We start from the raw sequence: 21,808 nt of genomic DNA on the forward strand, positions 1-21,808 counted from the left end.
AATGTTAAACTTTTTCTTGGCGGGGGCGATTCATCGCAATCGCCTTTTTTTCTTCTTTGCCCGGCCTGCTTTTACGAAAACTGGTAAAGCAATTATAATAGGATGCAGCACGGCTTTATAATGGCTTGGTTTGAAGGGGGATTATGATGGCTGCAAAAAAGGTTTTTTCCATGACGCTCGTCAAATACATACTTTCCTTTTCTTTAATTTTTTCAATTCCGCTTCTCATCATGGGTGGTCTGATGTATAAAAACATGGTTATGAATGTAAAAAAAGAAATCGAAGCTGCGAACATGGACAAGCTTCAGCAGGTTAAGGAAGCCGTCGAAGGACAGATGAAGGTACTGCAGCATATCGCCGCGAAAATTTCTTATGATCCTAGGCTTACTTCCTATATGGTGAGAAACGACATATACACGGCCAAGGAAGCCATTACAGAGCTAGACCGCTACAAAGAAAGCAGCGGCATCATCGATGATTTATTTTTATTTTTTCGGGGGGATTCCACGATCTATTCATCAAGAGGGCTGACATCCTTAGCAACATTCCTCGACCGCTATTATAAATTCGAAAACTGGGGCTCCGATACGTTTATTCAGGATATCAATGGTACGCCCAGGCCCATTATGAGACCTTCGGAGAAGGTTGAGATCAATAATTATGAAGAAAAGCGATATTTAACCTACGTTGTTCCGATTCCGTTCAATCAGGACGTTCCATTCAGCACGGTCCTGTTCATGATCAACGAAACCTTGCTAACGAATCTGTTTGAACATGTGCTAGGAGAGAAGAGCGGCAGCGTGTTCATTTTGGATGAAAATAAAAAATTATTAGCTACCAAAAGCAAAAAAACGAGCTTAGTCTTCCGTGAAGTGGCAGATTCCTTGCACAATATCCAGGATACAGGCGTATACAATTTCCGCATCAACGGAGAAGAGCAGTCGGTCGTTTACCTTAGGTCAGAGTTGAATGGATGGTCTTACGTAGTGTCCATGCCGACATCTCAATTTCTGGCCAGAGTCGTGGAAACGAAAACCTTGCTGTTTTATGTGCTGTTGTCTCTGACATCCGTCGGTTTGACGCTTATCATACTGTTATCCAATAGGCAGTACAAACCAATTCGCGGTCTGATGCAGTATATTCAGCATAATTGGTCTGGCGAAGCGGAGAAGTCGACAAAAAACGAGCTGGAGCTGATTCACGATACGCTCGTTACCACGTTCGACAGCAATCAGCAGTTAAGGGAGCAGGTCGACGCGCAGCTTCCTGTATTACGCGAGCGTTTCCTGACGGATCTGTTGAAGGGCAGCTTCAAAAGCAAGGAGGAGCTTCAGAAAAATCCGTTTTATCAGGAATTTATCGCGAGCGATGCCTCTTATATCGTCATGCTGCTTGCGATGGAGAAGGAGCGGGGAGAAGACGGTCAGCGGGCAGTATTTACTGGATCGACACAGCTTTCTTTTGCGGGCGGAGAAGCCTATGCGGTGGAGCTTATTCATGAAGGCACACTAGCGCTTGTTGTCGTCATGAACGAGGGGAATGACATACATCATAAAGTCCAGAGCTTTGCAAAGGAACTACATAAGTCGCTTGAGGACAAGCAAGGTGTACAGGCGACAATAGGAATCGGAACGCCATGCGCCGAGCCAGAACAAATCGGCATTTCCTTTATCGAAGCTTCCGCTGCGATGGAGTACAAAATGAAAGCGGGAGTCGGCAGCATTATCTTTTTCGAGGACATCATGGCGCTGCAGGAGCATGCCTTTTATTATTCTGTCGAGGAACAGGTCCGATTCATGCAGAGCTTGAAACAGGGGAACGAAACGGTCGCACACGAAGCGCTTGCGGCCATGCTTCAGAGCATATATGACAAATCAGTATCCATCCTACTCGTCCGCTGTATGTGTTTTGACATCATCAATGCGGTATTCAAGACGATCAGTCAAATGAACGTAGGCGATTACTCGCATCGGATCAGAGGCCTGCTTGAATTTCAATCCCTGCAGGAGCTCGAAAACAGACTGACGGAATTAGTCTCCGAAATTTGCGGCGCGGTACAATCCTTGAATGAAAACAAAAATATGGCTTTGCGTGACGATATCGTGCAGTTCGTGCATGAGCATTTTCGAAATTATGATCTGGGCCTAGATCAGGTGGCCGTACGATTCCATCTATCTGCTTCATCGCTAAGTCGATATTTCAAGGAGCAAATGGGCTCGAATTTTACGGAGTACATATCGGATTTGAGAATTGAGGAAGTGAAGCGCGAGCTGCTGCAAACCAATAAATCCATTCAGGCAATTATTCAGGATGTCGGCTATGAGGATATTTCGCAGTTTCGCAGGAAATTCAAGAAGCTGGAGGGGGTAACGCCAGCACAATATCGCAGTTTATATACCAAAAACTCGCAGTAAATCAAGGAAACAAATGTCGCCCCCCTTGCAAAAACCGCCTTCTTTACGGGTAAGCTCGCTCCGGTTAGATTTAAGCCTATCAGAGCGGAAAGGAGGTGCAAGTCAAACATGGGAAAGGCCATTGTGGATCATGTGATTACGTCGACGACAAGAGCAAGAATGAAATCCAAATCCATGAAGCGCATATGGAAAAACTGGGAGCTTTATGTATTCGCCTTACCCGCAATCGCTTACTTTATTATTTTTCACTATATTCCTTTATACGGAATTCAAATCGCGTTCAAGGATTTCACAGCAGTAAAAGGGATTTGGGGAAGCGAGTGGGTAGGCCTCGAGCATTTCCGGCACTTCTTCGCCAGCTATTATTTTTGGTCACTCATCCGAAATACGATCGGCATCAGCCTGTACGAGCTGGCGGTAGGGTTTCCAATACCGATCATTCTTGCGCTCGCGATGAACGAGCTGAAGAATGGTTTTTTCAAGAAGCTTGTGCAGACGGTGACCTATATGCCGCACTTCATCTCGGTCGTAGTCATGGCAGGTATTATTATTTCTTTCTTATCGCCGACTACAGGCATTATCAATCAAGTGATGAAGGTCCTCGGTGGAGAGCCAATCGCTTTTTTGATGGAGCCGGGATGGTTTAAAACGATTTTTGTCCTTTCTGGCGTATGGCAGAACATGGGCTGGGGGACGATCATTTATCTGGCGGCACTTGCGGGGATTGATCCCCAGCAGCACGAGGCAGCCGTAATCGACGGGGCTAATCGCTTGCAGCGCGTTCGACACATTAACATTCCGGGCATTATGCCCACTATTATCATTTTACTTATTTTAAACGTAGGAAGCTTTATGGCTGTAGGCTTCGAGAAAGTGTTTTTGCTGCAAAATCCAATCAATATGGAGTCTTCGGATGTCATTTCGACCTTCGTTTACCGCAGCGGATTGCTCCAAGGGCAGTACAGCTTCTCGGCGGCGGTGGGCTTATTCAATGCGATAATCAATTTCGTGCTGCTGATGACGGTGAATAAAATCGCGAAAAAGACAAGCCAGACGAGCTTGTGGTGAAATGAGGGTAGGCAATGATTCGAGATTCGTGGACGGATGTATTATTCACGGTTTGCAATAAGCTGTTTTTGGCTATCGTTTTACTTTTGGTTTGTTATCCTTTGATCTATATCATCAGCGCTTCCATCAGCGACCCGATTCTGGTCAACCAGGGCAAGCTGTGGCTGTGGCCGCAAGGAATCACGTTCGAAGGCTTCGAGCGGGTGTTTCATAACAAGGAGTTGTGGGTCGGCTATCGTAACACGATCCTGTACACCATTGTTGGAACCGCTATCAATTTGCTTGTGACGCTGCCATGCGCATATGCGCTTTCCCGGGGGGATATGGTCGGGCGCAATGCGATCATGGCCGCTTTCGTCTTTACGATGTTTTTCGGCGGAGGCTTGATCCCGACCTATTTGCTGATCAAAAACCTCGGGATGATTAACACAGTTTGGGCTTTGCTGATCCCGAACGCAGCGACGATCTGGAATATCATTGTATGTAGAACATTCTTTCAGATGAATATTCCCAAAGAGCTTCAGGAATCAGCGGAAATAGACGGATGCTCCAATACACGCTTATTCGTACGCATCGTACTGCCCTTATCGGCTCCTATTATAGCTGTAATGGCCTTGTTTTATGGTGTCGGGCACTGGAATGCTTTCTTCAATGCCTTGATCTACTTATCCGATCGGACCTTGTTTCCACTGCAATTAATTCTCAAAGAAATACTAGTCCAACAGCAGGTCAGCACGGATATGATGACAGGCGGGGGCGGAGATCTCGATGCGCTGGCGGTTCAGGCGCGAATTGCGGAAATCGTCAAATATGCGGTTATTATGGTTTCGACGCTGCCGGTTATTATCGTATATCCATTTGTTCAACGGTATTTCGTGAAAGGCGTTCTGATCGGATCGATTAAAGGATAATCCAATGATGAATAAATAGGGGGATCTTCATGCAAAAACATGTCATGATCGGTTTGTCATTTACGTTAACGGGTATGTTGCTAACAGCTTGCTCGAAGGAGCCGGTGGCTCCTACGGGGGAAGGAAATCAAGGGAAGGCTAGTGCACCCGTCAATTTGAATACCTCAGGTTTTCCCGTGGTCAAAGAGAAAATTACCTTAAATCTGCTTGGCTCCAAAGCTGCTATTCAAGGCTCTTGGGATCAGCTGCAATTTTTTCAGGAAATGGAAAAATTGACGAATATCGGCTTGAAATTCGACACGCCGTCGTCTGACAGCTATAACGAGAAGAAAAATCTGGCATTCGCGAGCGGAGAAGTCCCCGATCTGTTTTTCGGAGGCAATCTCACCGTTAATGACGAAATTACATACGGCGGGCAGGGCGTGCTAATTCCTCTTGAAAGCTTGATCGAGAAGTATGCGCCAAACGTCAAGAAGCTGATCGATACGAATCCGGATTTGAAGCGCTCGATCACGACGATCGACGGGCATATTTATGCGCTGCCGCAAATCAACAATGTGCCCAGGGATCAGGCGTTGGCGAAGCTGTGGCTGAATAAGCAATGGCTGAGCAACTTAGGCCTGCAGCCTCCGACGACGATCGACGGCCTGTATCAGGTGTTGAAAGACTTCAAAGATAAGGACCCGAATAAGAACGGCAAAGCGGACGAAATCCCGCTGTCATTCGATAAAGCGACGCTCCCGATGCTGCGGACAAGCCTGTTAAGCTCGTTTGGCTTTGTCAACAACAGAGTTGATGTCATTCAGGACAAAGTCGTCTATGTATCCGTTCAGGAAGGGTATAAGCAATACCTTACCTTTATGAACAAGCTGACGAAGGATAAGTTGTTGGACGAGGAAGCTTTTACGCAGACGAATCAGCAGATGGTGGCAAAAGGAAACGGTGGGAGGATCGGGGTTTTCTCCAATGCTGGGGCGTATCTCGTCTCCACGGTAGAAGACAGCTATAATTATATGGCGCTGCCACCGCTCACGAGCAGCACGAACTCGACCAAGATGTGGCCGAAGAGCCCTGGTATCACCCGAGGAACATTCGCGATTACGAATAAGAATAAACATCAGGAAGCGACGATGCGATGGGTCGATTACTTGTATTCCCCGGAGGGCGGTGCGTTCGCTTCTCAAGGACTGGAGGGCATCGGCTGGAAGTGGAGCGATGCCGGCAAGACGAAATGGAGCAAAATTCTCCCAGAAGGATACAAGAACACGGAAGAATTCCGCGGTGGTAAAATAACCCCAAGCGCCGGCACTGTGCTTCCGGGCATCGTCGATTCGGACTTTATTTTGAAGCTTGACCTGGCGCACGTATCCAATCTGGACAAAGAAGTGAAGCAGTCCTACACGCCTTACCTAAGAAACGGCTATCCGTCGGTTTACTTTACGCAAGAGGAGCAGAAGCGTCTGTCCACGCTCGAAGCTGATTTGAATACGTATATCGACCAGATGGAAGCGAAATTCATTTTAGGTAACGAGCCGCTGCAAAACTGGGATAAGTATGTAGATACGATTAAAAAAATGAAAATGGACGAAGCAGTTGGCATCTATCAGGCGGCCTATGACCGTTGGAAACAAGTAAAATAACTCAATTTCTAATTCTCCCCCCAATCACAACTGTAACTCTTAGAAGGATGAACCTGGCCAACGGCCAGGTTTTTCGTGCGCCTCAAAGTCGCACAATCTAGGAATGGATGGAGGCACTTGCTGAGCAATTGGGCAGCGAAGGCAGGGAACCAAGGGATCTCGTAGTTAAAGACAGAAACACTGGTATTACCCTTAGGATGATAGCTATTTGTTTTTTATTTGCAGTCGAAGAACGTTCCATGAAGCTTTGCTGAGATCAGCCTTTACATATCCGTCGTCTGTTTTGGCGTTACCGCCTTTGTGAGGGACGACATTATCAGGCTTCGTTTTTGTATTGGTCGCTTTTAAATCTTCATTTTCCAACACTAAATGCTCGATAATGCTAACTTCGCCGAAGCTGCGGACGTCAACGTTAAGCTCGAGTCCCTCTGATAAATGACGATTTACAGCGAAGATCGTAACTTCACCTTGCTCTTCATTGAAAACACTGATTGCCTCTAGATACGGAACATCGGTGAAATCCTTTGAATCATATTTAGGTGATGAAGTAATGGGGTGAAGCACCGTTCCTCTACCGTACAAAGAGGCATGAAGGTATGGATAATAAGTGGTTTGCAGCCAAAGTGGGCCTCCATTTTCAGTCATAATCGGTGCAATCACATTAATCAATTGGGCTATGCACGCCATTTTAACACGATCCGCATGTTTCAGTAGTGTAATCAAGAAGCAGCCTACGGCAAGAGCGTCTTCCAATGTATAAACATCTTCGAATTCCGGCGGTGCCACCTGCCAGCGTTCAGTAGCACGGCTTGTTCCGATGGAATTCCAAACATTCCATTCATCTAATGAAAGCATGAGCTTTTTCTTGCTCCGTTTCTTCGCTTTCATGTAATCGCAGATAGCTGTTACACTGTAAATGAATTGGTCCATATCAAGCGATTTCGCCAAGAAATTAGAGGAATCATTCTCATTATTATTGTAATAGGTGTGCAAGGATAAATAATCCACTTGATCGTAGGTAAGATCGAGCACGGTAGCCTCCCAATCAGCGAATGTACTCATTCCACTTGACGAGCTGCCGCATGCCACAAGTTCTAGGGATGGGTCAACCCACCGCATAGCTTTGGCCGTTTCATTTGCTAATCTGCCATATTCGACAGCCGTTTTTGCTCCGATTTGCCAAGGGCCATCCATTTCATTCCCAAGGCACCATGTTTTGAAATTATGCGGATCTTTATAACCATGTGATATTCGCAGATCACTCCAGTAAGAACCAGAAGGATGGTTACAATATTCGACGAGATTTCTAGCCGCGTCAACGCCGCGAGTACCAAGATTAACGGCCATCATGACTTCTGAACCGACTAATTTAGCCCAATCCGCGAATTCATTTGTTCCCATCTCATTGGTTTCTGTTGTCCACCACGCTAAATCCAATAGACGCTTCCGATCGCCCTTTGGACCAACACCGTCCTCCCAGTTATAGCCGGATACAAAATTTCCCCCTGGATAGCGAATGATAGGAACATTCAGTGAACGAATAGCCTCCAGAGCGTCGCGTCGGAAGCCGTTCTCATCTGCGGTTGGATGGTTTGGCTCATAAATTCCGCCATATACGGCACGTCCTAGGTGTTCGATAAATGACCCATAGAGCCTTGGATCTACTTCTGAAATGGTGAAATTCTTATCAATAAGCATAGTCGATTTCATGGACATAGCATATAATCCTCCTAGTTGAATTAATGAAATGGTTAAATCATAATTGTTGATATTCTCTATAATATTTATCATAATAGATTAATACTTTCAATGCGTTGGATGTGAAAAACATAGAATTAACTAAATTACTAATTCAAGAATGGGTGTGTAGTCATGTATTTAACAACGGATTCGGAATCGCTTCGGGTCTACGAAGCACTGGCGAGCGAGGTGCGGCTGCAGATTATTGATTTATTATATACAAAAGAGATGCATATTAAGGAATTGGCTTCTGAGCTTTACCTAAGCAGTGCAATTGTCAGTACGCACGTTACCAAACTGCAGAGAGCAGGGCTTGTAAGCTATAAAATGAAAAGGGTTAATGGCGGGACCTATAAGTATTGTTCGTTATCAACGGAGTACCTACAAATAAAATTATCCCGTTCTTCTATTTTGAAAAGAAAATTCGTTGAGGTTGCTATGCCTGTCGGCCAATACACGGATTTCGCGGCTTCTCCTACGTGTGGAATTGCAACAACAGAAAAGATGATCGGTTATTACGATAATCCGACCTATTTTTTGGATCCTGAACGCGTTCATGCAGGCATTTTGTGGTTTGCTAGAGGGTTTGTCGAATATAAATTACCAAACTATCTCTTCAAAGATCAAATCGTACAAGAAATTGAAATCTCCATGGAAATCGGTTCCGAAGCTCCCCATATTAATGAAAACTGGCCTTCGGACATCCGATTTACAATCAATGATAAATTACTGGGAATGTGGACGAGTCCCGGAGATTTCGGTCGAATGAGAGGTAGATTGTCACCAGACTGGTGGCATTCTGACGTCAATCAATATGGATTAATGAAAGTACTTCGAATAAATGCAAACGGTACATTCATAGATGGTCAGCAAATTTCTGATGTCACGATCAAGGATGTACAATGGGATAACACGCAGTGGACATTGCGAATAAGTGCTGAAGATACCGCTCGAGGTCGAGGTGGATTAACCTTATTCGGTAGGGGATTCGGCAACTACGATCAAGACATCGTGATTCGAAGTTATTACGAGTGATTTGAAGAAGGTAATAGATATTCAATGCGGAGGTAAAGGGATGGCTCGTTCTTGTCGTGTACTTATTGTAGATGATGAAATTTTAGTCAGACAGGGTATCAAGCACTTGTTGTACTGGGAACAAGAGGGGTTTCAGATCGTAGGAGAGGCTTCCAACGGCAAAGAAGCTCTTGAACAAATAGAGCGCATGCAGCCGCATATCGTTATTACCGATATCGTGATGCCTGTAATGGGAGGAGCGGAGCTTACTCGTGTGATAAAGTCGCAGTTCCCGGAAATTGAAGTGATCATATTAAGCAGTTTTGGTGAGTTTGATTATGTGAGGTCCACCTTTCAAAGCGGGGTTGCTGATTATATATTAAAGCCAAAGCTAGAAGCTGAGCAGCTGCTCGACATATTGAAGCGCACCGCGCGTAAGATTCCCTCTTTAAAGCTGGAAGAGTCAAATGACGATGGCAGCTTGTCTATTAAGATTGTCATCGATAAGCTTATTTCCGGTTATGAGGTCGATGACGATTTTAAAGATATCACCGCTTCTTTTCCATATCCTAGTTACATCCTGCTGGGGGCTGATCTCAAGCAATTGCCGAGCAAGAGCAAGAATCAACATACCGCTTCACAATGGATGGCGAAAATTGCTGCTGAGTTTGATAGTGGCTTCGAACATGCGGTTTATTATCCCGTTCCCACTGATCCTAATATGGTTGTTGTGCTGGTAAACATGGACAAGAGCGAGTGGGATCGTTTCACATTTATCGTTCGGAAGCTTGCCGCTTGGACAAGGAATCAGCAGCCGGAGATTGGCTGGACGGTCGGTGAGGCATTTAGCGATTTGAGACAGCTCGGCATGAACTTTAGGGATGGGTTCCTGAAAATAAATGCTTATCGCTTTTTTTTACCTACCTCCAACAATTTAATTGTATATGGGGAACTGCCGAAACATTCGGAAGAGGTTGCGAAATTTAATATGACTCGCTTTACAGAACAAATGAATCGACAACAGTTCGAAGAGGCCTTCCAGGAGTTGCTCAGGTACGTGCAAGCCGCGTCAAACCATTATCAAACGGATGTGTTTGAGTTCAAGTCCTTTTTGGGAAACATCATTTTTAATATAACAATTGTGCTTGGCCGTTTGGAATTGGATATGAAGAATTTGGAAGAAGCGAAATATGCTTATTTCAAATCGATAGGTGAAGCGTCTCATGCCAGCGAAGCGATCAAGCTTCTTGAGACATTTATACAGGAAACAAATGCTGTTATAAAAATGAAGCGGTCAACGGGCGGAAATCCAAATATGACAATGCTTCTTGATTATATCCACCAGCATTACGCTGAGCCACTCAGTCTAACAGAAATAGCTAAGCATTTTCATTTTAATCCTTCTTATTTGTCGAGTTATTTCACATCGCATAATAAAGAAGGCTTTAGCGAATATTTGAACAAGATCAGAGTCGAGAAGGCAGCGGACCTTCTGAAGCAGGATTTCGCATCAATATCCGAAATTAGCGGAAAAGTAGGTTATTCGGACCATAGTTATTTTACAAAAGTATTCAAGAAATTAACGGGCATATCACCGAGCCAATACAAAAAAATTCATCTCAACAAGAATAGGAACTAAGTTATGAGGAGACTTCTGGACAAATTTAAATATCACGGTCTTTTTATTAAAATGTTTATCGTCACGGTGGTTAGTATTATTTCCGTGTCACTCTTCACTTCACTTGTCACGATTCAAATGTCGGAACGACTCTTCATGAATACGTTCAGTATTACGAATTCAAAAATCATTAGCCAGATTCAAGCGAATTTCGAATCGTTCAATTATTCTATCGTTACGGCATCGAATAATGTGCTGCAGAACGGCACTATTAAAGAGTTTCTAACGAATCCTGATATGGACACACTTTCAACGGTTCGAAGTCATTATGAGGCTAGCCAACAGATGAAACGGATTCAGTCTAATGTTGCAGCCTACCCAGTTACCATTACGATCAGTGGAATGAATAGGAAAAGCCACTCGACGGATAGCTATTATTGGCCGAGCTCATTGGAAAAGCTGAGAAACAGCATGTTAACCGTTAACACCCTTGTCGCGCCAAAGCGGCTTATCTATCAATTGGACAAAGAAAGCATAACCAATTCGTCTGAAGCAGACCCGGTGATTGTCGCTTCTAGGGCACTTATGGAGAGAACGAGCGGCAATCCATATGGTGTTCTTTATTTTGCGATACGAGAAAGTGACTTTAAGCGGTTCTTCACGAACTTCACGAGCGATGGGAACGACGTTATCATATTGGATCGTTCGGGCAACGTCGTATCAAGTAACCGCCATGAGTTAATTGGCGAAGAGGCGCATGATTTACTTGGCTATGCGAAAGAAATTGAACAAAAAAAAATAAATGTCAAAGATGTAAGTGTAATGGGGAAAAACAGACTAGTGCTTTCGGAGTACCTCCCTACGTATGATTTTTATCTAGTCAATCTCATTGATAAACAAATGGTGCTTAGCCAGATGGTCGATGTCAAAAGGGTTGCGCTTATCTGTATGGCTATCGTGTTCGTAGCTCTGCTTATTGTATTTCTTATTTCAAGACGTTTGACAAAGTCATTGACCCTACTAGCCAGACAAATGTCGGGCATTACGGAAAATAATTTCGATAATTATATAACGGTTACTGGCAGCTACGAAATCAAGGAGCTCGGACATGCATACAATTACATGCTGGATGAGCTTAACGATTATATAAAGAAGCTGATTCAGACTCAGAAGGACCAGCGCAACGCGGAGCTATCCGCTCTGCAAATGCAGATTAACCCGCATTTTCTATACAATACGCTGGCATCCGTGAAAATTTTGGTCCAGCAGGGGAATAAGGAGAAAGCCGCCGCTACCATCAACTCCCTTATTTCCCTTCTCCAGAATACCGTCAGCAACATTAGTGAAACGATAACCGTGGAGCAAGAACTAGTTAATTTGAGAAATTATGTATTTATTAATCACGTGCGTTACGGTGAGCAGATCAAAGTCGATTATTTTGTAGCCGAAGATTGTTTGTCCTATCATGTTCCCAAGCTCATCATCCAGCCTTTTATCGAAAATGCATTTTTTCATGCCTTTCATGAAAGGAACGAAGGGTACATTTATGTACTGGTGTCGCGCGAGGCAAATGCGTTAGTCTGCGAGGTCATCGACAATGGTATTGGAATGAAAGGCTTTGATAATGGGAATAATTCGCAGAGCTCCGTTAGCAGCAGTCGTTTTTTCTCCGGTATTGGAATTCGAAATGTACATGACCGTGTAGCACTGCTTTACGGAGAGGAATACGGCGTTACTATTGTGAGTAACATCGACGAGGGAACGAGAGTGAAAATAAAGCTTCCACTCCTTCATACCTAAAAAAAATACCAATAAGCAAATTAATTGCTATTTACATAAATAGCCAATAGAAAGCTAACAATAGAATGACAAATCCACACAAATATATTACTAACGAGTCATTTTAACGAATTGTTATAATGACTATTGTTAGCGGGGCAAACGCTTTCAAAACTAATTTATAGTCATTTAAAAGGGGATGAATTTTTGTGAAAAAGGTACTCGCCATCCTATTGGCCAGCTTAGTACTATTGACGGCATGCTCGAGCAAAGGGAATAATGTGCCGAATACGGGTGGAAAAACTGCTGAAGCTACGCCTGCAGCTGCGAAGGAAATTACAGTATGGGCGTGGGATAAAGTATTTAATATTGGTGCTATGGAACGTGCCAAAGCAGCCTACGCGGCGAAAAATCCCGATTCCGGTTTGAAGATCAACATTGTGGAAAACGCGCAAGCCGATATCATTCAGAAATTGAACGCAGGATTGAATGCAGGCACGACAAAAAGCTTGCCGACAATCGTATTGATCGAAGATTATCGTGCACAAAGCTTCCTGCAAGCTTATCCTGATTCGTTCTTTGAATTAACAAATGTGATTAAACCGACTGATTTCGCCGATTACAAAATCGGACCTACAAGTGTAAATGGCAAACAATATGGGGTTCCATTTGATTCCGGCGTTGCTGGATTGTATGTAAGAAGAGATTACTTAGAGCAAGCGGGGTACAAGGTTGAGGATCTGCAGGATATCGACTGGAAGAAGCTGATTGAGATCGGTAAAGCAGTGAAAGCCAAAACAGGCAAACAACTGCTAACGCAAGATCCGAACGATCTTGGGCTTATTCGCATGATGATTCAGTCCGCAGGCTCGTGGTATTTAAAAGAAGATGGAACGACGCCTAACTTGGCAGGCAATGCGGCCTTGAAGGAAGCGGCTGAAACCTATAAAGAAATAATGAAAGCGGACATTGTGAAGGTCACATCGGATTGGAGCCAATTCGTTGGCGCATTCAACAGTGGCGATGTAGCTACTATTCCAACCGGTAACTGGATTACGGCTTCGGTTAAAAAAGAAGCGTCGCAGTCCGGCAAATGGGCTGTCGTACCGTTTCCTAAACTGACAAACAACCCAAAATCCGTTCATGCATCGAACCTTGGCGGCAGCTCGTGGTACGTCATGAACGTCGATGGAAAAGAAGCTGCGGCTGATTTCTTGAAACAGACATTTGGCTCTGACGTTGATTTGTATCAGAAGCTTGTTACGGAGATTGGTGCAATCGGTACGTTAAAAGCAGCGGCATCCGGACCGGCGTACACGCAGGCTGACGAATTCTTCGGCGGTCAAAAAGTAATTGCCGATTTCGCCAAATGGACAGAGCAAATTCCAAAGGTGAACTATGGTATGCATACGTATGCGATTGAAGATATCCTTGTAGTCCAAATGCAAAATTATTTAAATGGTACGGATATTGACAAAGTATTAAGCGATGCTCAAGCACAAGCAGAAACACAAGTTAAATAATTTAGACTATACGGCAATTAATAAAACCTGGGGCTTCGCCTTCTCCTGATTCCTAAGTTAACGTTCCGGCTGCAGGAGTTGGAGGGAAGTTCCATGGTTTTATTTCCGTAAAGAAAGGGGTTAGGCTAACGTGAAAGCAGCGAGGCCTGGCGTAAATATTCGCACAAGAGCTAACTTGACTGGTTGGATGTTTATTATCCTGCCGGTAATCATGATTGCAGCGTTCTATTTCTATCCCATGATTCAAGCTCTTATTTTATCATTTAAATCGGGTAAGGGAATGAATTTATCCTTCGTCGGCTTCGATAACTACGTTCGTCTGTTTAGCGATAAAACGTTTATAACGGCAGTTAAGAACACGTTTATTTATTTGATTATCCAGGTTCCAGTAATGATTGTTCTAGCTATGTTTATCTCTGTGTTATTGAACGACAGTAAGTTGAAATTGAAAGGCTTTTTCCGTACGGCGATTTTCTTGCCGGCTGTTACCTCGCTAGTAGCGTATTCCGTTATTTTTAAATATTTGTTTGCTACGGAAGGCTTGGTTAATAAACTTCTGATCAAGATTCATCTTATTGCAGGCCCGATTCAATGGATCACGGATCCGTTCTGGGCGAAAGTGACGGTTATTCTTGCAATCACATGGCGCTGGACAGGCTATAATATGATCTTCTACTTGTCCGCGCTTCAAAATATCGATCAATCGATTTACGAGGCTGCAAAAATTGATGGGGCTTCATCAACGAGACAGTTTTTTGGAATAACGATGCCTCTGCTCAAGCCCATTATTTTATTTACTTCCATTACATCGACAATTGGTACGCTGCAGTTGTTTGATGAAGTTGTTAACATTACGAAGGGCGGACCGGGGAACGCGTCGATGTCCATTTCCCAGTATATTTACAATTTGTCTTTTAAATATTCAGCGGATTTCGGATATGCGGCCACCGTGTCGTATTCCATCGTGATTATGATCATTATATTGGCGTTTGTTCAGTTTAAAGCAGCAGGTGATAAAAATGGATAAATGGAAACGTGTCTTTATTTATATATTTCTGAGTGTCGCTGCGTTTATTTCCATATTTCCGTTTCTGTGGATGATTATCAGCGCCACGAATAAGTCGGCCGATGTGACGAAGGGAAGATTACTTCCCGGAAGCCACCTTGTGGATAATATTACAAATTTATTTAGTAAGGTAGACTTTGTACCTGCTTTACTGAGTTCCGCTAAAATATCGATTACAACGACCGTATTGGCCATGTTAATCGGCTCTTTAGCCGGGTACGGATTTGAAATTTATAGAAGCAAGGCGAAGGACGTCGTATTTAACATTCTGTTACTATCGATGATGATTCCGTTCGCGGCTATCATGGTACCGTTGTTTCAAATGTTTGGTGGTATCTCGCGCGTTATTCCATTTATCGGGCTGGATACCGTGTCCGGCGTTGTGCTGCCGACATTCACCACGGCATTTCTTATTTTCTTCTTCCGTCAAAATACGAAGATGTTTCCGAAGGAACTCTTAGAGGCTGGTCGAATTGACGGGTTGAATGAATTAAGCCTATTCTTCCGTATTTTCATGCCTACGATGAAGACGACATACGCCGCAGCGGGTATTATTACGTTCATGTCGAGCTGGAACAATTATTTATGGCCGCTTATCGTTCTGCAATCACCGGAGAAAAAAACAATACCCATGCTGATATCGAATTTGGGATCAAGCTATTCACCTGATTATGGTGTTATTATGATGGCAATCGTGATTTCGACGATTCCGACTGCACTTGTCTTCTTCCTCATGCAGAAGCATTTTGTAGCAGGTATGACAGGATCGGTGAAATAGAAAGAAAGAAAGAAAGAAAGTCAGGTGATTACGCACACAGCGCATATCACCTGGCTTTTAAATAACTTTACGGGGGAAAATGTAATGAAATTGACGAAGCCAAACCTAAGCTGGCTTACAGATGTAGGCGTATTTGCTGTGAACCGTCTGCCGGCGCACTCCGATCACCGTTATTATGAAACACTAGAAGAAGCAGAAGCTATAGCGCCTATGGCGCTACGGCACGACCTTAACGGCAGTTGGAAATTCAACTATTCCGGGAAGCCTGCTGATCGTCCCGAGCTGTTCCACCAGCTCGATTACGAGTGCGGCAGTTGGAGCAATATTGAAGTGCCAGGACACATTCAATTGCAGGGTTACGGAAAGCCGCAGTATGTAAATACGATGTATCCATGGGATGGACATCACGATATTCGTCCGCCAGCTATTCCGGAAAATGATAATCCGGTCGGTAGTTATGTGAAGTACTTCACACTGCCTGATCATATGAAGGGCAGACCCGTTTACATATCGTTCCAAGGTGTGGAGTCAGCCTTTTACTTGTGGTTAAATGGTGAATTTGTCGGCTATAGCGAAGACAGCTTCACTCCGGCGGAATTCGACCTGACGCCGTTCCTGCATGAGGGTGAGAATAAGCTTGCTGCCCAAGTGTATCAAAGAAGTACAGGCAGCTGGCTGGAAGATCAAGATTTTTGGCGGTTCTCAGGCATTTTCCGTGACGTTTATTTATATACCGTTCCGAGTATTCACGTTCGCGATCTTTTTGTCCATGCCGATCTTGATGCCGCTTATGCGAATGGCAACCTACGTGCGGATATTAAGCTTGCTGATAGGCAAGAAGCTGCTGTTTACCTTGAATTGAAGGATGCGGTGGGGCATACTGTTGGGACAGCTCGCTCCGAAGTATCAACCCTCGAAGCTATTTCGTTGTCTATCGATGCGGGGCAAGTTACTCCGTGGAGTGCAGAGAAGCCGTATTTGTACGTTCTGTACGTTAGCGTTTATGATCACACAGGAATGCTCGTAGAGGTTATTTCGCAGAAGGTCGGCTTCCGTAAATTTGAAATGATAAATAAAATTATGCACCTTAACGGCAAACGGATCGTCTTCAAGGGCGTGAACCGTCATGAATTCAACAGCCGCAGAGGACGGGCCATTACGAAGGAAGATATGCTGTGGGATATCGCTACGCTAAAACGCAACAACTTAAATGCCGTTCGGACGTCACATTATCCGAACCAGTCGTTATGGTACGAATTGTGTGACATCTATGGCATCTACGTCATTGATGAAATGAATTTGGAAACACATGGTTCATGGCAGAAGATGGGCGCAGTAGAGCCGTCTTGGAATATTCCGGCGAATAAGCCAGAATGGCAGGATATCGTGATGGACCGGGCAATTTCGATGGTCGAGCGCGACAAGAACCATCCTTCTATTCTGATCTGGTCGGTCGGTAACGAAGCCTATGCGGGTGAAGTTCTGCTGGGCGTGTCCAACTATTTCCGAAAGATGGATCCTAGTCGGCTAGTTCACTATGAAGGGGTTTTTCATAACCGCAAGTATAACGATACGAGCGATATGGAGAGCCGCATGTATGCGAAGCCGATTGACATTGAGGCTTATTTGAATGATAACCCGCAGAAGCCTTATATAAGCTGCGAATATATGCACGCGATGGGTAATTCGGTAGGCGGTATGCATAAATATACAGAGCTCGAACAGAAATATGCGATGTATCAAGGTGGATTTATTTGGGATTATATCGATCAGGTGATCGTCAAGAAAGATCGTTACGGCAAAGAGTTTCTCGCATTCGGCGGCGATTTCGGCGACCGCGCCACCGACTATAATTTCTGCACGAACGGTATCGTTTACGCGGACCGCAAGGTGTCGCCAAAGATGCAGGAAGTGAAGTTCTTGTACCAGAACATCAAGCTTGTGCCAGATCGCCAAGGTCTGAAGGTGACGAACGAGAACCTGTTCGAAGGTACTGAGGCCTATGATCTGCTAGTTGTCCTTCATAAAGAAGGCAAGGAAATATTCCGAGGCAAGAGGAATATCGACGTTCCGGCGCAAAGTGAGGCTTATGTGCCGTTTGAACTGCCGTCCGTCGATGAGCCAGGTGAGTATGTCGTACAGGCGTCGCTCAATTTGAAGGAGTGCACCCTATGGGCTGAAGCTGGATATGAGGTTTCGTTCGGGCAGTACGTAATTCTGGTTGATGATCTGGCTTCGTCTGCACAACCTGAAGGATCATTCAGAGTCGTGGATGGCGATGTAAACATAGGGGTTCATGGACGAGATTTTAGTATCATGTTCTCGAAGCAGGCGGGAAGCCTGATTTCACTGAACTATGCCGGCAGAGAGATGATCGCCATTCCGCCAGCGCCGTTATTCTGGCGTGCGACAACGGATAACGACAAAGGATTCTCGCTTGGCTTTGATTCAGGCGCTTGGTTCGCGGCTAGCTTAACGCGCAAATGCATAGCAGTCGAATTGACGGAGCAAACGGGAATCGCCACGGTAACGTTTCGTTACAAGCTTAGCATCAGCGCGGAAGTTCTAGTGACGGTTGCATACACGGTGTATGCCGACGGCAGTTTGAACGTTAAATCTCGCTACGAGGGAGCAACCGGTCTTCCGAAACTGCCGATATTCGCGTTGTCGTTCAAGGTTCCAGCTGATTATTTCCATTTGGATTGGTACGCGATGGGACCTGAGGAGAACTATATCGATCGCGCCTTCGGAGCTAGGCTCGGGGTGTTCAAGAATGACGCTGCTGATAATGTGTCTGGATATGTCGTACCGCAAGAGTCGGGGAACCGCACGGGCGTCCGCCGTGTGAACATTACGAACGACGATGGCCACGGTATTCGGATAACCGCACCAGCTGCTCAGCCGGTCGAATGTAACATTTCGCCGTTTACGGCATTCGAGTTGGAAAATGCTTACCATCATTACGAGCTGCCGAACGTTCATTACACGGTCGTCACGGTAGCGGGCAGACAGATGGGCGTTGGTGGTGACGACAGCTGGGGCGCGCCGGTACATGATGAGTATCTGATCAAAGCCGATCAAGACCTAGCGTTTGAATTCAATATTCACCGGCTATGATGGCTCCATTCGACGTGCTTTGATCGGTGAAAACAAAAAAATGGTTGAGTAGGGACTAATTATCCCTCTCAACCACTACTTACAAATTAGATAGTTTTTGGGAAAAAGCAATTGTTTTCTATTGTTTAGCCTCTTATGCGTTCACTCTATTGGGTGATCGCATATTTTATTTTAGGAGGGGGGAATTGATAAGTAGTGAAATGGCACTAGTATAACGGTCAAGGTAATCCACTTCCATAGCATTGAATCTACCGTTAACATAAAGAGAACGTACACACGCAACTCAACTTTAGGAGACTTAATGGAAGATCCGAAGGGAGCAGCTATTGTGCAAGAGCTGATAAAGAACTCGCCGCTTGGTGCAGTTGCTTCAGCTAATGAAGAGACCCCCGTGATGATGGAAGCTATGATCAAATCTTTGCCGCTTCGTGGATTATTTGCTTTCAGTGGCGGAGCCATGACCGATGAAATGCTGGAGGGATTACTGGGGTTGTTGAATTCATAAAGTACTTATAAATCTACGCTTCCAAAAGGAGCGTAGATTTTAAAATTTATGTGAAGGAACGACTAAGGAGTATTTATATATGAAATATTTACTAGAATTTTGATGATCGCTATCGTTGTGGAAGGCGGATTTGAAGTAAAATGAAACATAATTTCAAATTGAAGTTAATTAAAGGTTAAATCGGAATAATTCCTGTTATTCATGAAAAATGATATATAATTATCCGATTTCACCGAAAACATTTATTGAAAACATAAAACTTTATTCCGAAATAAACTAAAGTGAGTTATAATTGAATTATAAACACGATTCGGGAGGTTGCATAATGGGGAGAAATCGTCTCAAAGTCATTAGGGATATTTTTTGGACGTTTTTGAAGATTGGACCAGCTACTTTCGGAGGTGGTTATGCGATGCTTCCGATCATCGAGAGGGAGGTTACCGTCAAACGGGCATGGATTCCTGAGAAAGATATAGCCAATCTTATCTCAATTGCAGGCTCCGCACCTGGTGGCATTGGTGTTAACGCTTCGGCATTCATCGGATATCGATTGGCGGGAATTCCCGGGACTGTCGCGGCTGTTATCGGTATTACTCTCCCAACATTCTTGATTGCCCTATTACTTAGCCTTGCTTTTAGTTACATGCAGGGGAACGCTAAGGTAGAGGCTGCATTGGTAGGCATTCATGCTGCAATTATTGGGCTCATTGCTTTAGCCGCTTATAATATGGGAAAATCAGCTATTTTTGATAAAACAACATTGATTACCTCGCTTAGTACTTTAATCATTTTATTGTCTTTTCCGATTCATCCCTTGTACGTAATCCTCGTTGGATTATTTATTGGCATTATCTTGGTAAAAGTAAAGGAAGCGATAGGACTCCAAGTCCGCTTAGAAAAAGGAGATCAGGTTCAGGTATCTACCCTTGGTAAAGGCTATGCCAATTACGAGTATTTTTTTGCTGAAGGAATATAACAACAGGAGGCGGGGGCATGTTATGGGAATTATTCCTTACTTTTTTTAAAATTGGATTTATGTCATTTGGCGGCGGTTATGCGATGATTCCTGTCATAGGGCATGAAGTTGAGGCTCACGGGTGGCTTGTAGATGAGCAATTCACGAATTCAGTTGCTTTGGCAGGAATGGCCCCAGGACCCATTGCTACGAATACAGCAACATTAATCGGGTATGAAACAGCGGGAGTTATTGGAGCAACGGTTTCAACAATTGGCATCATTCTACCATCACTTCTCATCATTATCTTGATTGCATCATTCTTCTACCAGATGGATCAGAATAAACAGGTTCTCTCCATCTTCTATGGGCTGAAGCCTGTCGTGACGGGTTTGATTATTTATGCAGCGATACATTTTGGTTTCGAGGGCCAAGCTGAAAGCTTATTTACTTGGAAAAATGTGAGTATCGCAGTAATGGCTGCAGGGGTTTTCGTTGCAGTATTGAAATATAAATTATACCCATTAACGGCTATCTTACTATCAGGCCTAGTCGGCATTGCTTTGTTCAGTTAGTTACGTTTACATAAAAGTAAGGGGTGATCTCCAATAGATACCAATAAACCATCATGCTGCTCAGCAAGTCGGAGCGCTATTCATCAAACAGACGCAAGCCCAGAACGTTTAATGGATCTTACACAGGTTCAAGCAAAGTCAAATTGCCAAACAGAACGTATGATTTATATACCAGGTGGGAAGTTTTTAATGGGGACTGACGATCAAGAAGGATTCCCATCTGATGGCGAGGGGCCTGTCAGAGAAATTTCTGTTAATCCTTTTTACATCGATGCTACGACGATAACGAATGAAGAATTTAAGAGATTTGTGGAGGATACAGGCTTTCAAACAGAAGCTGAAACCTTTGGGTGGTCCTATGTTTTTCATCTTTTTGTTTCTGAAGCGACTACGTTGCAAGTGAAAAATTCGGCACAACAAACACCATGGTGGTGGGTGGTACATGGTGCTGACTGGCTTCATCCCGAAGGTCCTGATTCCGGGATCCAAGATCGGATGGACCATCCGGTCATCCATGTCTCCTGGAATGATGCAGTTGCGTATTGCCGATGGGCTGGGAAAAGACTATTAACAGAGGCTGAATGGGAGTTTGCTGCCCGAGGCGGACTGGTGCAGAAGAGATACCCTTGGGGGGATATATTGAAACCGGACGGACGGCATATGTGCAACATTTGGCAAGGAAAATTCCCAGAGAAAAATCATGCTAGCGATGGGTATGCGGGCACCGCGCCAGCCAAATCCTTTGAACCAAACGGATATGGTCTCTACAATGTAGCTGGTAATGTGTGGGAATGGTGCTCGGATTGGTTTAGCCCTACCTATCATATTAATGGCGCAAAGGATAACCCCACTGGCCCTCCATCTGGAGACAACAGGGTTCTAAGGGGAGGTTCGTACTTGTGCCATGCCTCCTATTGTAATCGATATCGTGTGGCTGCACGGAGTAAAAATACACCTGACAGTTCTGCGGGTAATATAGGTTTTCGTTGTGCTGCTGATGCTTAATTAAGCATCCATGTCGCCAATAGCAACTGAAACCAATTTGGTACAATGGCGTTCACTCTCAGGGTGAGCGTCTTTTTTTACCATGCTTCGAGTACCGGGA

Annotated in this window: 16 protein-coding genes; 15 read left to right on the top strand and 1 reads right to left on the bottom strand. The window is 44.4% G+C overall.

Translation table 11 applies throughout. The features are described 5' to 3' along the window. Positions 1-146 precede the first annotated feature (146 nt). The 4 genes from GC102_RS06560 to GC102_RS06575 all read left to right on the top strand — a co-directional run bounded on the left by GC102_RS06560 (position 147) and on the right by GC102_RS06575 (position 6,033). On the top strand, positions 147-2,414 hold the full coding sequence (locus GC102_RS06560) for a helix-turn-helix domain-containing protein (RefSeq protein ID WP_171688739.1): 2,268 nt from the start codon (positions 147-149) through the stop codon (positions 2,412-2,414). A gap of 159 nt (positions 2,415-2,573) precedes the next feature. Beyond that, positions 2,574-3,482, top strand: a complete 909-nt coding sequence (locus GC102_RS06565; RefSeq protein WP_246320765.1) for an ABC transporter permease — start codon at positions 2,574-2,576, stop codon at positions 3,480-3,482. Between the two features lie 14 nt (positions 3,483-3,496). After that, the gene (locus tag GC102_RS06570) at positions 3,497-4,393 is read left to right on the top strand and encodes a carbohydrate ABC transporter permease (RefSeq protein WP_171688741.1); all 897 of its coding nucleotides are present in this window, start codon (positions 3,497-3,499) and stop codon (positions 4,391-4,393) included. 29 nt (positions 4,394-4,422) lie between these two features. Further along, positions 4,423-6,033, top strand: a complete 1,611-nt coding sequence (locus tag GC102_RS06575) for an extracellular solute-binding protein (RefSeq protein WP_171688742.1) — start codon at positions 4,423-4,425, stop codon at positions 6,031-6,033. Positions 6,034-6,237: 204 nt separating this feature from the next. Here the strand turns inward: GC102_RS06575 and arfA are convergent, their stop codons facing one another. Continuing rightward, on the bottom strand, positions 6,238-7,749 hold the full coding sequence (gene arfA / locus GC102_RS06580; protein WP_171688743.1) for an arabinosylfuranosidase ArfA: 1,512 nt from the start codon (positions 7,747-7,749) through the stop codon (positions 6,238-6,240). Between the two features lie 156 nt (positions 7,750-7,905). Here arfA and GC102_RS06585 point away from each other — a divergent pair, with 156 nt between their 5' ends. The 11 genes from GC102_RS06585 (at position 7,906) to GC102_RS06635 (ending at position 21,708) form a co-directional block, all read left to right on the top strand. After that, positions 7,906-8,808, top strand: coding sequence for an ArsR/SmtB family transcription factor (locus tag GC102_RS06585; protein WP_171688744.1), 903 nt, complete (start codon positions 7,906-7,908; stop codon positions 8,806-8,808). A 40-nt stretch (positions 8,809-8,848) separates the two neighbouring features. Next, positions 8,849-10,426, top strand: coding sequence for a response regulator transcription factor (locus GC102_RS06590; RefSeq protein WP_171688745.1), 1,578 nt, complete (start codon positions 8,849-8,851; stop codon positions 10,424-10,426). Between the two features lie 3 nt (positions 10,427-10,429). Beyond that, the gene (locus GC102_RS06595; RefSeq protein ID WP_171688746.1) at positions 10,430-12,205 is read left to right on the top strand and encodes a sensor histidine kinase; all 1,776 of its coding nucleotides are present in this window, start codon (positions 10,430-10,432) and stop codon (positions 12,203-12,205) included. Positions 12,206-12,393: 188 nt separating this feature from the next. Then, positions 12,394-13,707, top strand: coding sequence for an ABC transporter substrate-binding protein (locus GC102_RS06600; protein WP_171688747.1), 1,314 nt, complete (start codon positions 12,394-12,396; stop codon positions 13,705-13,707). Between the two features lie 187 nt (positions 13,708-13,894). After that, positions 13,895-14,734: a carbohydrate ABC transporter permease gene (locus GC102_RS06605; protein ID WP_171688809.1), complete on the top strand. Its 840-nt coding sequence runs from the start codon at positions 13,895-13,897 to the stop codon at positions 14,732-14,734. Further along, complete coding sequence (locus GC102_RS06610) at positions 14,727-15,551, top strand: carbohydrate ABC transporter permease (protein WP_171688748.1); 825 nt, start codon at positions 14,727-14,729, stop codon at positions 15,549-15,551. The genes GC102_RS06605 and GC102_RS06610 overlap by 8 nt, the downstream gene beginning before the upstream one ends. Positions 15,552-15,635: 84 nt before the next feature. Beyond that, positions 15,636-18,668 carry a beta-galactosidase, LacZ type gene (lacZ, locus tag GC102_RS06615; protein ID WP_171688749.1) on the top strand — a complete coding sequence of 1,011 codons (3,033 nt, stop codon included), beginning with the start codon at positions 15,636-15,638 and terminating at the stop codon, positions 18,666-18,668. Between the two features lie 301 nt (positions 18,669-18,969). Beyond that, on the top strand, positions 18,970-19,173 hold the full coding sequence (locus GC102_RS06620) for a hypothetical protein (protein ID WP_171688750.1): 204 nt from the start codon (positions 18,970-18,972) through the stop codon (positions 19,171-19,173). A 325-nt stretch (positions 19,174-19,498) separates the two neighbouring features. Further along, the gene (locus GC102_RS06625) at positions 19,499-20,149 is read left to right on the top strand and encodes a chromate transporter (RefSeq protein WP_171688751.1); all 651 of its coding nucleotides are present in this window, start codon (positions 19,499-19,501) and stop codon (positions 20,147-20,149) included. 17 nt (positions 20,150-20,166) lie between these two features. After that, positions 20,167-20,703, top strand: a complete 537-nt coding sequence (locus tag GC102_RS06630) for a chromate transporter (protein WP_171688752.1) — start codon at positions 20,167-20,169, stop codon at positions 20,701-20,703. Between the two features lie 33 nt (positions 20,704-20,736). Further along, complete coding sequence (locus GC102_RS06635) at positions 20,737-21,708, top strand: formylglycine-generating enzyme family protein (protein ID WP_376769351.1); 972 nt, start codon at positions 20,737-20,739, stop codon at positions 21,706-21,708. Positions 21,709-21,808 lie beyond the last annotated feature (100 nt).

Source organism: Paenibacillus germinis, from assembly GCF_013141785.1.
Taxonomy (GTDB): Bacteria; Bacillota; Bacilli; order Paenibacillales; family NBRC-103111; genus Paenibacillus_E; species Paenibacillus_E phytorum.